Source organism: Streptomyces sp. GbtcB7, assembly GCF_019091445.1.
Lineage (GTDB): Bacteria > Actinomycetota > Actinomycetes > Streptomycetales > Streptomycetaceae > Streptomyces > Streptomyces mirabilis.
In genome coordinates, this window is record NZ_JAGXJM010000033.1 from 47,603 (window position 1) to 61,594 (window position 13,992).

The window sequence follows — 13,992 nt, forward strand, 5'->3', positions numbered from 1 at the left end:
CGCTTTGTCCACGACGACGTCGTACCGGCTGGGCTGCACCCAGCGGACGGAGGCGAAGTTTCGGCGGCCGCCCTGCAGGGCGTACAGCAGCAGGCCGAACGGCGCGCCCACGACCGCTCCGAAAATCAGGCCATAGAGGGCGCTGCGCAGGGCGGAGACGAGGGGGGTCCACCCAGTCGACCAGGCCGAAGAGCCAGCCGATCAGCGCACCGGGAAGGGCCCCGCTCGCCGCTCCGTGCAGGGCGGCCCTGACGTAGTCCATACGGCCGATGACATGCTCGACGAGGCGGACGTCCTGGCCGATGATGGCCACCCTCTGCACAGGAAACGCCTGGTCCGAGATATGGTCGACGGCGCGTTCGGCTTCCTGGTACGTCTCGTACGTGGCAACGGGCCTACGAGGCTGCTCGGTCATCGCCCAGTCCTTCCTGCCGGTACGCTCGGCGGCCCCCGGCAGCCCCAGACTCGCGAACCGAGCAGCTCTACGCCTGCACCCGGCGGGTCAAAGAACAACTGAGCCCGTCGCCCCGCGAGCACGAGACGAAGACTCCGAACATCTCGGGTAAGTTGGACGGAGGGGTGTAAAGGAAGGGTCGCTGTCACCTCTCGGCAGGCTCGGGGGATGGGAATAATCCCATGGCCGGCTGGGCCCGGAACGTGTACTGCCGGCTCGGGGAGAACGGAGTGATCCCATGGCCGGCAGCCGGACACACAACCTCTACCGCCGCCGCTCCGACCGGGAGGGCAGGCTGCAGGGCAGCGCCAGGCAGCACCCCACGGCCGCGCGGAGAGGGCCCCGCCACCCCGTTCCCACCCCAGCCGACCATGCCCTCCACGAACTGATGGTGCTCTCCCGCGCCCTGTTCGACACCCCGGACGAAGGCGAGATCCTGCGCCTGGCCATGGACCACATAGCCGCCGCAGGGCCATACAGCGCCGAGGCCGGATACCTCAAGGTGGACGGCGACCTGGTCCCCAGCCCGAGGAACGGGCAGATCCATGCCTTGGCCGTGGACCGGAGGGTGCGGGAGCTGGCCGGGCAAGACGGCCCTGTGACCGTACCCGGCCGGTCCTGGGGCCAGGCCCTGGGGCTGCGCGGTGTTGAGGGACTCCACGGCTACCTCGTGGTGACGGCCCGCTCCCGGCCCACCGAGGCCGAGCGATCCCGGCTCGCCACGCTCGTCCGGCACACCGCTGCTGCTCTGTCAGTCGCCTTCGCACACCGCAGCCAACGCGAGGACGCGCTGGAGCTGTACCGGCTGAGGGAGGAACGGACAGCCCTCCAGAGGCAGCTGATCTCCGTCGTGGCTGAGCTGGGATTCCAGCAGGCCGTTCACGCGCTCATGGCCGACGTCGCTGCCTCGGGCGGCGGCGAGGGAGCCATCACCCACGCACTGCACGGGCTCACTGGACTCCCCACGCTGGTCGAGGACCGCTTCGGTCGGCTGAGGTCTTGGACCGGCCCCAGCCGCCCCGACCCCTATCCGGAACCGGACCCCGTGCGCCAGGACGAAATGCTGCACGCCGTCGCCCGGGAGGCCGGGCCGGTGCGGATAAAGGACCGGCTGATCACCCTGGTCCGCCCGCACGGCGAGATCCTGGGCGTGCTGGCCCTGGTCGATGCCCGGGGTGAGGCCGACGAGCACACCGTGCTCGCGCTGGAACACGCCGCCACGTCGCTCGCCCTGGAGCTGGCGCACCTGCGTAGTCTGGCCGAAGTGGAGCTGAGGCTGCACCGCGAGCTGGTCGACGACCTCCTGGCAGGGACGGACGAGGCAAGCGCCTACGCCCGGTCCGAGGCAGTCGGACATGACCTGCACCGCAGCCACTACATCGTCGTGGTGCAGTGGTCGAACCGGACTGCGGGCGATTCCTTCGCGCAGACCGTGGGCCGGGCGGCCTCTGCCGTGGGCATGCGCTCGCTGCTGACCCAACGTTCCGACCACGTGGTCCTGGTCGCCGACGCCAGGCCGCACGCCCGCGCACTGTACGAGGCGCTCGCCCGGGAGACCGGGACACGGTCCGGGACGATCGGAGTGAGCGCCCCTTGCGACTCCCTGGCCGACATCCCCCACCGCTACCAGGAGGCGCAGCGCGCCCTGGAAGTGCGCCGCCACTCCCGCGAGCGCTACGGCACGACGTTCTTCGACGAGCTTGGCCTCTACCGCATCCTGGGACCCGGCAACGATTACCGGGAACTAGAGACGTTCGTCCACGAGTGGCTCGGGCAGCTCATCAACTACGACTCCCAGCACCACACGGCCATGGTGGAGACCCTGTCCCGGTACTTCGACTGCGGCGGCAACTACGACGAGACCGCCGAATCCCTCGCGATCCACCGCAGCACGCTGCGCTATCGGCTTCAGCGCATCCGCGACATCAGCGGCAACGACCTCGCGAACGTCGAGGACCGGCTCAACCTCCAGGTGGCGACCCGAGTGTGGAAGATCGTACTGGGTGGACCCGGCTGATGCCACGCTAGAACCGTTGTGCGAGCGACACCGGCGGGCAGTTGGTCGGAATGCCCTGTTACGGGAGCGTCTGACTTGTCGAATCGACCGCAGGCGCTCAGCTCCCGTTACCTGCGCGCGGAGTACAGCGGCCGGATCAACCGGATCGGCACGGGCCCGTGTTCTGGTCCCCGTCCTACTTCGCGGGCTCCTGCGGCGGCGCACCGCTGAGCATCGTCAAGGACTACATCGACAGCCAGAAGCGGCCAGCCTGACCGTCACCACAAAGGCGCAGAGAACTCCGGCGCTTCGCACCTCAGGACCGAGGATCGCATTCCCGCCCGGCCTCAAGGCCCCGATTCCCTGCGAAGATTCAGAGAACGGGTCGACGGCGAGGTCGGCCGCATGCGCCTGCTCGTCGAGGAACTCTCCCCGCTCGCCCGCCTGGACGCCGGACGCCCCCTGGAAGCACAGCGCGTCGACCTGCGGCGCTGGCCACCGATGTGGTCGAGGACGCCCGTGTCGTCGCCCCGGACCGCACCATCCACCTGTACGCCGACGCGCCCGTCCACGTACGCGGAGACGCTCCACGGCTCCAGCAGGTCCTCAACAACCTCGTCGGCAACGCCGTCCAGCACACTCCGGCCGGCACCCCGATCGACGTCTCCCTCGAGTCGTCCGGCGGCGAGGCCGTCATCCGGGTGGCCGACCAGGGGCCCAGGATCACACAGCAAGACCTCTCCCGCGTGTTCGACCGGTTCTGGCGGGCCGAGGCCAGCCGCAGCCGGGCCCGCGGCGGCTCCGGACTCGGCCTGGCCATCGGCCAGGCGGTCGTCCACGCGCACCACGGCACCGTGCGCATCACCTCGCACACCGGCTCAGGGACCGCCGTCACCGTCACGCTCCCCGCCCTGCCGCCCCGGTGACCACGTGGAGCGCGTGGTGGCCAGGGACGCGTCGCGGCAACCTCCCGAAAAGGAATCAGCAATGAACCCATTGACTGTTTGCTATAGCAGGAGTCAGTCTGGGCGGCATGACCAAGGACACCCTCGGCCCCATGGAGACGACCTCGCTGGCCGACCAGGCTTACCGGCGGCTGCGTGACGCGATCCGCGGGGGCGCCTTGCGTCCTGGCGAGAAGATCACCGAGCGGGACCTCGCGGCTCGTCTGGGAGTGAGCCCCACCCCGATCCGGGAGGCGCTCCGCCAGCTGGTCCACGAGAAGGTCGTCGAGCGGGTCGGCCCGCGCTCGCTGCGGATCGCCGACCACTCCGCCGCCGCCCGTGGCGAGATCGTGGAGGCCGAGGTCCGCCTGTCCGCCCTGATGGCGAGGCTCGCGGCCCGCAACGCCACGGCCGCCCAGCTGACCGAGCTCGTCGGCCTGCTGGACGACGCCGACCACCTGGTCGCCGGGATCGAGCAGACACTGGCCGACCAGGGGATCGACGCTCCGGTGGCCGACCAGGTCACCGCCGTGTTCCGGCTGCTGCGCGAATTCCACCACCAAGTCGAGGCGTGCGTGGCCAATCCGGTGCTGGAGGGTCTGCTGACCCAGGCTCGCGCCTTCAGCGATGAGGAACGCCTCGACCTGACCATGAAGTTGGCCCCCGGCCGGGCCGAGAGCTTCCGCAGCCGCTACCGCGAGCACCGCGAGCTGCTGGACGCCCTTCTGGAGCGCGACGAGGACCGCGCCGAACAGCTTGCCACCGCCCACCACCGCGCCGCGCTCGTCCAGCTGTCCAGCACCTGACCCCCTTCCTTCAGCTGTCTGCCCGTCGGCCCCTCGGGAGGTCGCCGACGCACAGACACACCACTATTTTGCTATAGCATATGGCATAGGAGCCGCCATGTTGCACGACGAACCACCCCAGCCCCCCGCCTCGGCGGCTGCACCGACCGCGCTCGAGACCGCCCCCGCGGCCAAACGGCCGGAGCGCATGAGCGGAAGCGCCGTCCTGTGGGTCGCCCTCGCGATCTTCGCCCAGGAGTCGGTGTGGAACTTCTACGACGCCCAAGTCCCCGCCCAGCTGCGTCACTTCGTGTCCTCCGCCACTGTCATCGGCCTGATCATGGGCCTGGACACCGGACTCGGCGTCATCATCCAGCCCTGGATGGGCCTGATCTCCGACCGGCTGGCCCTGCGTCGCACCGGACGCTGGCCCATCGTGGTAGCCGGGGCGTGCGTGGCGGCCGTGCCCTTCGCGTTGATCCCGTGGGCCACCAGCCTGCCGATGCTCATGCTCTGCATCTTCGCGTTCGGCCTGACCGCCAACTCCTTCAAGGGCGTCACCGAAACCCTGGTCTCCGACTACGTCGCACCCCAACAGCGCGGCAAGGCCCAGGGGTTCATCAAGGCCGGCGTCAGTCTCACCATCATCGTCTCGGCCCTCATCAGCCTGCTGGTGGTGGATCACAGCCTCAAGGCCGCCTTCGCCATCCCGCCGTTCCTGATGATCGTCATGGTGACTCTGTCCTACCGCTTCCTGGGCCGCCGCCACCCCGCAGCGCTACGCCGCGAGGACACCAACACCGACCAGGCTGACCCGTTCTCCTCGCCGTGGGCGGTCCTCAAGGACCTCGTACGGGAACCGAGCCGGGTCCGGCTGCTGCTCATGGTCGGCATTTTCTGCTTCGCCGGCATGTGGGCTGCACTGCGCTCGCTGACCACCCCGTACGGCACCGAGGTCCTCGGCCTGACCCGGGGCGCGGCGGGCGGCATCGCCCTGCCGGGCGCGATCGCCTTCCTCATCTGCGTCGTCCCGCTGGCCTACCTCTCGCACCGGCTCGGCGAGCTCCGCATGATCCGCTACGGCATCGCCCTGTTCGTCGCGGGCCTGCTCGTCGGCTTCGCCGAACCCACGCCGGCGTTCACCGCCGCCTCCGTGGCCATCGCCTCGATCGGCTACGCCGTCTTCTCCGTCAACGGCCTGGTCGCCCTATGGAGCCTGGCGCCCAACAACCGTGTCCTGGGCGCCTACACCGGTCTGTACACGGTGGCCGCAGCCTCCGGCATGGCGCTCGGCCCCGCCCTGCTCGGCGCCACCGTCGACCTCACCGGCTGGCGCTACATGTTCCTCAACGCGGCCGTGTTCGGCGCGGTCACCTTCGCCGTCTTCACCCTCGTGGCCCGCCGCGCCGAGCGGCCGCTCGCAACTGCTTCCTGACCCTCGCCCGCACAGAAGAAAGTCGCCCTTATGGACATGCGTATCCTCGCCCCGACCGGAGCCCTCGGTGCCGGCTTCGACACAGCCGCCCTCGAGCGCGGTGTAGCCGCCGGCCCGCACGTGATCGCCTGCGATGCCGGCTCCACCGACTCCGGCCCCGCGGCGCTCGGCTCCGGGACCCCCAAGCTCTCCGCCCAGGCCGTCACGCGCGACCTGCGCCTGCTCCTCCAAGCCCGCGACACCCTCCAAGTGCCGCTGATCATCGGCTCATGCGGCACCAGCGGACGCGACGATGGCGTCGACTGGGTCGCCGGCCTGGCTCGAACTATCGCCGCCGAGGACAACCTGCACTTCAAACTCGGCCTCATCTACAGCGACCAACCGGCAGAGCGCCTCCAGCACCTGTACGACCAGGGCCGCATCCGGCCGCTCGCCAACGCCCCTGTCATCGAACGGAAGTTGTTCGAACGCAGCCACACCGTCGCCATGATGGGCGTCGAGCCCATCCAAGAGCTCCTGCGCGACGGCTACGACGTCATCCTGGCCGGACGGGCCAGCGACACCGCGCTGTTCGCCGCCCTGCCCCACCTGAACGGCGCCGACCCCGGCCTCACCTGGCACATGGCCAAGACCATCGAATGCGGCGCCGCCTGCGCGATCCCGCCCGATGCCAACGGACTCCTGGTGACCTTGCGCGACGACCACTTCGACGTCACCACGCTCGCCGACGGCAGCCGCCTCACCCCTCGTTCAGTCGCCGCCCACACGCTGTACGAGAACGCCGACCCGTTCCACATCACCGAGCCCTCCGGCACCCTCGACACCACCCACGCCACCTACGAGGCCGTCGACGAACGGACCGTACGCGTCCGCGGCTCCCGCTACATCGAGGCCGACGGCTACACCAACAAGCTCGAAGGCGCCGAACTCGTCGGCTACCAGACCGTCATCGTCGGCGGCGTCCGCGACAAGGTCGTCATCGAGCGCCTCCCCGAGCTCCTGCCCATGGCCAAGAAGTACTTCGACGCCAAGATCCTCGACGTGTTCGACGGCCGGGTCGACCCGGACACCACCGACATCAACTACCGCCTCTACGGCACCGGGACGGTCCTGACCGGCACCGAACCCACCCCCCTGCAGCCCCAGGAACTCGGCGTGCTGATCACCATCACCGCGCCCGATCAGGGCACCGCCCACGCGATCTCCACGTTCGTCGCCCACGCCTCCTCGCACCTGCCCATTCCCGAGTACGACGGCCTGGTCTCCACCCTCGCCTACCCCTATTCGCCGCCCGAAATGGACCGCGGCCCGCTCTACCGCTTCACCCTCAACCACGTCGCCACCGGCGTCACTCCCACCGAACTGTTCCGCACCGCCACCGAAGAGGTCTGACCATGGCCACGCTGCTCGACTACTGCTCCCTCGTCCGCTCCAAGAACGCCGGACCCTTCACCCTCACCTTCGACTTCATGTGCCACGACCAACACACCTACGAGGCACTCACCAACGCCGGAATCCTCAACCGGGCCCTGTTCGCCGGACTGTTCAACACCAGCGAGAACGAGATCCTGGTGGTCAACCACCCCGGCGCCCTCGCGGTCAAAGTCTCCCTGCCACGCCCCTCTGTACAAGGCGACCAGCACGACGGCGACTGCTACGCCGGCCAGCAGTACGCCCCACTGATGGAACTCCAACTGCCCGAACTCCCCTGAGCCCGTGCATCATACGAACAGGCGCATGCCGAGCGAGGTCGCCGAAGCCTTGGCTCTGGACCAGCCGACGTGTGTCGTGCCGGCCCGAACCCTCGTCGCGAGACCTGGTGTTCGGAGCCATCGGCCGGTGAGGAAATGACACCGGTCTGAGAATGAGACACCACTCGTTCGTGCCGGCAGATCCTCATTGCGGTGCCCTCTGAGCGGGGCCGTGTCACATTCCGGAGGACCGTGTCGTCGTACTGCTGAGACGAACACACCATCCAGCGAGCAGGAGACCAGGAGACGCTTGGCGGCACCGGCTGTACCGCCGACGTGGAGGCTTCCGTCTCAGGGCGGACCGGTGTCGTTCGTGCACCGATTTCAAGGCGATGAGGAGGAAATCGATGAGTGACTTTCAGGCCATCGCGGATCGCGTCGAGATCGAGGCGCTGCGCGGTGAGTTCACCGACGCGGTGATGATGCGCGACTACGACCGTATCGCTTTGCTGTTCACACCGGACGGCGTATGGCGTATGCCCAACATCCCCGTTGAACTCGAAGGGCAGGAGCCGATCCGCGCCTGGGGCAGGCGGGTGCCGGATGTTGTGGACTTTCTTGTGCAGAATACGCACCCGGGCGTGATCCAGCTTGACGGCGACACCGCGTCAGGCCGCGCGTATATGTCAGAGGTCGGGCGTGGCCGCGACGGCCGCGGAGGGCTGAACTACGCCATCTACCATGACCGTTACCAGCGCACCGGCAACGGCTGGAAGTTCGCCGAGCGCGTTTACGAGGTCCGATACGAAGACTCCTCGCCGCTGGCCGGCTCACCGCCCCGCCCGGTTGAGGATTAGTGACCAGCCCACCCGGCACCCCAGCAGGTCTGAGCACAGCGACGCGCACCACCGCCGGCTTCGCCGCAGGCCGGCCGGGTGGACTGGCCCCTCTCCGCCGCCCAGTCCGTACCAGAACTGCCCACCGGCGCGGACTGGAACTACGAGATGAAACCCGATGGTTCTCCAGACACTTCGAAGGCGTCTCGAAAAGCCTGCGAAGCAGGTCAGGGCGTACGTCTACCTCGGCGACCCTTGTTCGAACAGTGGTCGCCGTCCGGCCCGGCCGCTCGGCTTCATCGGCGACTCCGTCACTTCGAGCCGTAGTACAGCTGGAGGAAGTCCTCCATGGCCGCGTTGACGCCGGCGCGGTCACCGGTGGCGAGCAGGTCGAGCAGCAGACCGCGGACGGTGGCGAGTCCCAGCCTGGCGCGGTTCCGGGCCATGGCAGGGTCCGCCCCTGCGGCGACCTCGGCGGCCACGAGCGGCTCCAGCCAGTCGTTCACGAGCCCTTCGAGGAGCGGGGCAGCCTCGGGGCGGCCCCGCAGCGCGTGCCCGTAGATTTCGAAGAAGAGCCGCTCCTGACCGGCCAGTCGAGGGTCCGTCAGCTGCTGCCAGAGGAGCCGCGCAGCATCGGCGGGTGAGAGACCGGGTTCCAGGCGGAGCCGGGACAGCAGATCACGCTGGCGCCGCTCCGACGTCCGGACGATCTCGACGAGCAGGTGTTCCTTGGAGCCGAAATAGTGGATCAGCATGCGGTGACTGACGCCGATCGCGGCGCCCAGGCCGCGCAGGCTCAGGTCTGTGATGCCGTGTGCCGCGACGTAGTCGACGGCCGCGTTCACCAATTGAGCGCGCCGGTCCCCGTCCGTGCCGGGCACTGCCTCGCCCCCAGGATGTGGGCCGTTCGTATTCACCACGTCACGAGTGTACCAATTGGTACATGCCCTGTGTACCGTGTGGTACATGAAGTCTGTCACCGTGTCGATCGACGTACCGCAGACGCCCGAGCAGGTCTACGACTTCCTCGATGTCATGGCTCACCACGAGCGATTCACCAACCACTACCTGACCGGATGGCGCTACAGCGGCCCCGGCCGGGGCATCGGATCGTGCGCCACGGTCACAGCCGCGCTGGGCGGCGTGAAGACCGACGTCACCATCGAGGTCGTCGAGGCCGACCCGCCGCGGCGCATCGTCGAACGGAACGTCAGCGCGGCCGGCCGACGCCTGGCCCAGGGCACCTACACCATCGAACCGCTGCGGACCGGCGGGAGTCACGTGTCGTTCACGTACGCCTGGGCGCGCGTCCCGCTCGCCGACCGTCTGCTGGGACCCGTCGTTCGGGCCACGATACGACGCGCCAACCGCACGGTCATGCGACGCCTGGCCACCGAGTTGGCTCGCCATGTGTCCGCTGCCGGATCCTGACGTCGGCACATGTCGGCTCTCCTGCCCGACGCCGGACCCGGGGCCCTTGGCGGCAGCCAGTTGGTGTCTCACGGAATCCGCGGGCTGTTCGTCCGAGGCGGCACAGCGAGCCCCCGCCAACTTGACGTCGCAGGTCAAAGGGCTGGTGTGCTCGTCTGTCGGGGTACTCGCGCTGGTCGTGGGCGGGAGTCTGCGGAGTAAATCATCTGGCGGGGTGTCTTGGGGCGGATCAAGCGTCGGGACAAGTTATGAGCGTTAGAGGTAGTGATCAGGCAGGGTGGATGGATGCCTGAGTCGTTCTTGCCCGGAGGTTTCGTCAATGCGGTCGTTCGTGTCGGGGACACGGTGCGTCGTCCAGCTTCGGCGAAGTTCGTGGGTGATCTGCTGAGGTTGCTTGAAGCCAGTGGCTGGGGTGGTGCTCCGCGGTATCTCGGTGTGGACGACGAGGGCCGTGAAGTCCTCAGTTACCTCGATGGCCACGTGGCATGGGAGCCGCGACAACCTGCTGCTGTGTCATCGGACGAGAGTTTGGTGACGGTCGCCCGGCTCGTGCGTGAGTTCCATGACCTGACGGCCGGCACCCCGCTGGCCGGAGATCAAGAGGTCGTGTGTCACAGCGACCTGTCGCCCAAGAACACGGTCTATCAGCTGTGCGGTGGCGAGATTCGGCCAGTGGCATTCATCGACTGGGACCTTGCGGCACCGGGCGCGCGGATCCACGACATCGCTCATGTCTGCTGGCAGTACCTCGGTCTGGGCCCTTCGGTCACCGACGTCGAGAAGGCAGCCCGACGGATGAGGCTGATCGTTGACAGCTACGAGTTGCCTGACCGGCAACGTCTCGTGTCCACGATCTTGTGGTGGCAGGATCGGTGCTGGCGGGGCATCGAGACCCAGGCCGATGCGGGTGACCTCGCCATGGCCCGGCTCCGTGACGCAGGGGCAGTGAGGCAAGTTCAGTCGGCCTATCAGTGGGTTTCCGATCATCGAGATGCATTGGAACGCTCAGTGCAGTGAGCGCGTGGGCAACGGCCGCGGTCGGTTCACCGGTTCCTGCCCGTGGCGGTCGGACGGCCTCCTACGATCCGGCGCATGCTGGATCCCGCGGATCACCGCGCGGCGCGCGGAACTGGACGAACTCGAAGAACAGCTGGCCAAGCAGCTGGCGGAGGTGCGGGCCGAGCGGGACGAACTCGCCGTCGCCGAACGGGTCTTTGAGCGGGTGAGCGAGCAGCTCGCCAACGAACGAGAGTCGGCCGGCCTTGGACCTGGGCAGGTGGGCGGCGGTTGCGCGGTGATGCTGATTCCGCACCGTACGCCGGACGTTGAGGAGACCATGCTCCCGCCCGACTACCAGCGCATCGTTGCCGCCGTGCGGCAGGCCGCCGGATCGGTCATGGCCCGGCAGGTCGGCGAGATGTTGGGCGTCGACGTCAGCGTTCGGGCCAAACTGGAACCGCTGCGCGGGAGGCTGGTCAGACTCGTCGATCGCGGCTGGCTGCGGAAGCTGCCCGACGGCCGGTTCACCACCCGCCTGTGACCAGGAACACCGCCACTCGGAGTGGCTCGGCACGGGCGTAACCGGGGTACCCCCGGCGGCCGTTGGAATTGTGTGACGAATGCCCAAAAGCGCGCCGAGGAACCCTGCCCGCTTGTCTACCAGTGCCGTCTGCCGCTGTCCACGCGCACTGTCAACCACCTCGCCGATCTGCTGCGGCGCCACCTGAAGGCGATACGGTCCCGGTGGCGGATCCTGCCGCCCGGACGGATCGCGGTGATCGTCCTGGCCGTGCTGCGCCACGACCAGCGCCTGGCCGACATAGCCGACGGTAACAACGTGTCCGAATCCACCGTCCGCCGCTGGCGCGACGAGCTGATCACCCTGCTCGCCGCGCAGGCCCCACGTCTGTACCACGCCCTGAAGAAGGTCGCCAAGCAAGGCGGGGAGGTGGTCCTGAACGATGGCACCCTCATCCCCACCCAGCGCCGCACCGGAAAGGACGACCGCCGCAACTACTCCGGCAAGCATCGCCGTCACGGCCTCCACTTCCTTGCGCTGACAGACGAGCAGGGCCGCCTGATCTGGATATCCGCTGCCCGGCCCGGCCGCACCCACGACATCACCGCCGCCCGCCACGACCACATCCTGGCCCACCTGCGCGCCGCCGGCCTAGGCGCCCTCGCGGACCTCGGCTTCCGCGGCCTGGACAACGACGTACTCGACCCCGTGATCGTCACCGGCTTTCACGCCAGCCGCACCCACAAACTCACCCCAGGCCAGAAGGAAGCCAACCGCGTCCTCGCCGTCGGGCGCGCACCGGTCGAGCACGGCTTCGGCCACCTCAAAAACTGGCGGCCCCTCACCAAGCTCCGCACCGACCCCGCCCACGCGACCCGCCTCCTGCGCGCCCTGCTTGTCCTGACGAACCTCGAAGTCAACCGCTGACGGATGTGAGGCCCGCTCCGCCTGGACGCTGAAAGTCACTCAGCGATGGTGAGTGAACGAAGGTCAGCGTCCAGCATGCGGATCAACTCACCAACCCGTCCGCCGCCACTCGGCGCCGCCGGGAAGCGTTTGAGCACGTCAATGACGACTGGTGTCGCACGATGCACCGTCTGCTCGATACTTTCGGCACCAACGCTCCGATCGTCGCCGTCGACGAGTTCGGCCGCTCTGGCCGCGTAAGCGCCAGCTCCGAGGATGTGCTTGACCTGGGTGGCCTTGGCCAACGGATGCAGGTAGGCGGCGCCTGCCGCAGACATCGCAGCCCACGCTGCCTCTCGGGCAGCCGCAGTATCCGCGCCCTTGGCCGCTTTGAGGGCCGCCGATGCCGTGTCGCGCAGAGACTTCCCGCGTTCGCCGCCCCGGGCGAACTCCCACGCGGCACTGATCGCGTCTCGAGGCCGCGAGTTGTCCGGCTGATCGGCCTCGAATACCTCAAGCGCCGCCTCAGCACAGGCCGCAGCGAACGCGGCGATCTCACGAAGGTCCTGCTTGCTCAGAACGATCTCGCTCGCGTCCCCTGTCATGGGTTCCATCTTCCACGATTGCGCCGGACCGCTAGTTGGTAGGGACGGCTCCGGGCTTCATATGCCGACTGGCTCCCAAGCTGACCGGATCGCCGAACCGCTGAACCGGCTCGGGACGCGAGCATTCACCGGCTCGTAGAAGGCCGCCCGGCCACAGCGAACGGAAGACGAGCAGCCGACCGCTGACAGACGAACTCGTGTACCGTCGTCCGGCGGCCTGGTCGGCCGTCGCGGGGACCCGGTCAGGCCTGGCAACCTGGCGATTGCGGAGCCAGGTCTCGAGCCGCTTCCTCCCGATGCGGTGGCTGCAGGCGTCTGTTGACTTGCTCCTCGGGCTGAAGCCCGAGAATTCTGGCCTTCTCGTCCGTTGCTGTGCCGCTACGCGGCACGGGGTTCGGGGGAGAATCCATGGCTTCCTGCTTCGTCGCGCTGTGCCAGGACGAGTCCTGGTCTTGCCTGCGCTCCACAGGCTGCGACCGCCAGTCCGGCGGCCGTTTTCACGTTCCTCGCGGCATTGTGGTCCCGGTCATGGACCGTGCCGCACGCGGGGCAGGTCCACTCCCTGACGTGGAGAGGTTTGGGGCCGTCCTTGACGCCGCAGGCGGAACAGGTCTGGGAGGTCGGCTCGAACCTGCCGATCTTCACCAGGGCGCGCCCGTACCTGACCGCCTTGTACTCCAGCATGGCCACGAACCGTGCCCAGCCCGCGTCCTGCACGCTCTTGGCCAGCCTGGTGCGCGCCAGTCCCTTGACCGCCAGGTCCTCCACACCGATCGCTTGGTTCTCGCGGATCAGCTTCGTGGAGAGCTGGTGGTGGAACTCGCGGCGCGCATCTTCCACTTGCGCATGGGCGCGGGCGGCCTTCAGGCGGGCCTTCTCCCGGTCCTTCGAGCCTTTCTGTTTGCGGGACAGGTCCCGCTGGGCGCGCTTGAGTTTCTTCTCCGCACGGCGTAGGAACCGCGGGGAGTCGACCTTCGTGCCGTCGGACAGGACGGCGAAGTGGGTCAGGCCCAGGTCGATGCCGACCGTCTGGTCGCTGTCGGGCATCCGGTGGGCATCGTCGGCCGGGTCCGTGTCGATGACGAAGGACGCGAAGTACCGTCCGGCCGCGTCTTTGATCACGGTGCCGGAGGTAGGGGGCAGTGGGCAGGGCCCTGGACCACTTCACCTTCACCGCACCGATCTTCGGCAGGTTCAGCCGCCCGCTACCGGTGATCGACCAGCGGGCATTGGCGGTGAACCGGATCGACTGGCGTCCTCACGGGTGTGCCCGCGTCGTTGAACACGACGCGGGCACACCCGAACGCCTGGGCCAGGGCGGTGCGCTGACCGATGTCCGGGTACAGGCGGAAGCTGTACCGAAGCTGCATGGCGGCCACGATACATACTT

At 68.3% G+C, this 13,992-nt stretch carries 13 protein-coding genes and 3 pseudogenes; 12 read left to right on the forward strand and 4 right to left on the reverse strand.

The features are described from left to right. Positions 1 to 250 precede the first annotated feature (250 nt). Positions 251 to 415 (reverse strand): annotated as a pseudogene (locus tag KVT44_RS60735) (general stress protein); the annotation flags it as partial. Positions 416 to 692: 277 nt separating this feature from the next. Here KVT44_RS60735 and KVT44_RS40695 point away from each other — a divergent pair. The 8 genes and pseudogenes from KVT44_RS40695 (at position 693) to KVT44_RS40730 (ending at position 8,162) form a co-directional block, all read left to right on the forward strand. Next, positions 693 to 2,471, forward strand: coding sequence for a CdaR family transcriptional regulator (locus KVT44_RS40695; RefSeq protein WP_217572866.1), 1,779 nt, complete (start codon positions 693 to 695; stop codon positions 2,469 to 2,471). 158 nt (positions 2,472 to 2,629) lie between these two features. Beyond that, positions 2,630 to 2,725, forward strand: a pseudogene (locus KVT44_RS40700) (transposase); the annotation flags it as partial. Between the two features lie 228 nt (positions 2,726 to 2,953). Next, positions 2,954 to 3,376 carry a cell wall metabolism sensor histidine kinase WalK gene (locus KVT44_RS40705; RefSeq protein WP_217572868.1) on the forward strand — a complete coding sequence of 141 codons (423 nt, stop codon included), beginning with the start codon at positions 2,954 to 2,956 and terminating at the stop codon, positions 3,374 to 3,376. 107 nt (positions 3,377 to 3,483) lie between these two features. Further along, positions 3,484 to 4,200: a GntR family transcriptional regulator gene (locus KVT44_RS40710; protein WP_217572870.1), complete on the forward strand. Its 717-nt coding sequence runs from the start codon at positions 3,484 to 3,486 to the stop codon at positions 4,198 to 4,200. Positions 4,201 to 4,285: 85 nt separating this feature from the next. Next, positions 4,286 to 5,614, forward strand: coding sequence for an MFS transporter (locus tag KVT44_RS40715; RefSeq protein WP_368857604.1), 1,329 nt, complete (start codon positions 4,286 to 4,288; stop codon positions 5,612 to 5,614). Positions 5,615 to 5,644: 30 nt separating this feature from the next. Next, the gene (locus KVT44_RS40720) at positions 5,645 to 7,006 is read left to right on the forward strand and encodes an acyclic terpene utilization AtuA family protein (RefSeq protein ID WP_217572874.1); all 1,362 of its coding nucleotides are present in this window, start codon (positions 5,645 to 5,647) and stop codon (positions 7,004 to 7,006) included. Positions 7,007 to 7,008: 2 nt separating this feature from the next. Continuing rightward, complete coding sequence (locus tag KVT44_RS40725) at positions 7,009 to 7,326, forward strand: DUF4387 domain-containing protein (protein ID WP_217572876.1); 318 nt, start codon at positions 7,009 to 7,011, stop codon at positions 7,324 to 7,326. Positions 7,327 to 7,712: 386 nt separating this feature from the next. After that, a complete protein-coding gene (locus tag KVT44_RS40730; protein ID WP_217572878.1) occupies positions 7,713 to 8,162 on the forward strand; it encodes a nuclear transport factor 2 family protein in 450 nt (149 codons plus the stop codon). A gap of 290 nt (positions 8,163 to 8,452) precedes the next feature. Here KVT44_RS40730 and KVT44_RS40735 read toward each other — a convergent pair whose 3' ends face one another. Then, complete coding sequence (locus tag KVT44_RS40735; RefSeq protein ID WP_308314242.1) at positions 8,453 to 9,061, reverse strand: TetR/AcrR family transcriptional regulator; 609 nt, start codon at positions 9,059 to 9,061, stop codon at positions 8,453 to 8,455. Positions 9,062 to 9,107: 46 nt separating this feature from the next. Between KVT44_RS40735 and KVT44_RS40740 the strand changes: the two genes are divergently transcribed. The 4 genes from KVT44_RS40740 to KVT44_RS40755 all read left to right on the forward strand — a co-directional run bounded on the left by KVT44_RS40740 (position 9,108) and on the right by KVT44_RS40755 (position 12,018). Continuing rightward, on the forward strand, positions 9,108 to 9,572 hold the full coding sequence (locus tag KVT44_RS40740; RefSeq protein WP_217572882.1) for an SRPBCC family protein: 465 nt from the start codon (positions 9,108 to 9,110) through the stop codon (positions 9,570 to 9,572). 285 nt (positions 9,573 to 9,857) lie between these two features. After that, positions 9,858 to 10,589: a phosphotransferase gene (locus KVT44_RS40745; RefSeq protein WP_217572884.1), complete on the forward strand. Its 732-nt coding sequence runs from the start codon at positions 9,858 to 9,860 to the stop codon at positions 10,587 to 10,589. A gap of 4 nt (positions 10,590 to 10,593) precedes the next feature. Beyond that, positions 10,594 to 11,112, forward strand: a complete 519-nt coding sequence (locus KVT44_RS40750; RefSeq protein WP_308314243.1) for a hypothetical protein — start codon at positions 10,594 to 10,596, stop codon at positions 11,110 to 11,112. Positions 11,113 to 11,184: 72 nt separating this feature from the next. After that, positions 11,185 to 12,018 carry a transposase family protein gene (locus tag KVT44_RS40755; RefSeq protein ID WP_217572886.1) on the forward strand — a complete coding sequence of 278 codons (834 nt, stop codon included), beginning with the start codon at positions 11,185 to 11,187 and terminating at the stop codon, positions 12,016 to 12,018. Positions 12,019 to 12,053: 35 nt separating this feature from the next. Here the strand turns inward: KVT44_RS40755 and KVT44_RS40760 are convergent, their stop codons facing one another. Beyond that, entirely contained in the window at positions 12,054 to 12,602 is a 549-nt protein-coding gene (locus KVT44_RS40760; RefSeq protein ID WP_217572887.1) for a putative immunity protein, read from the reverse strand. Between the two features lie 378 nt (positions 12,603 to 12,980). Then, positions 12,981 to 13,972, reverse strand: a pseudogene (locus tag KVT44_RS40765) (RNA-guided endonuclease InsQ/TnpB family protein). Positions 13,973 to 13,992 lie beyond the last annotated feature (20 nt).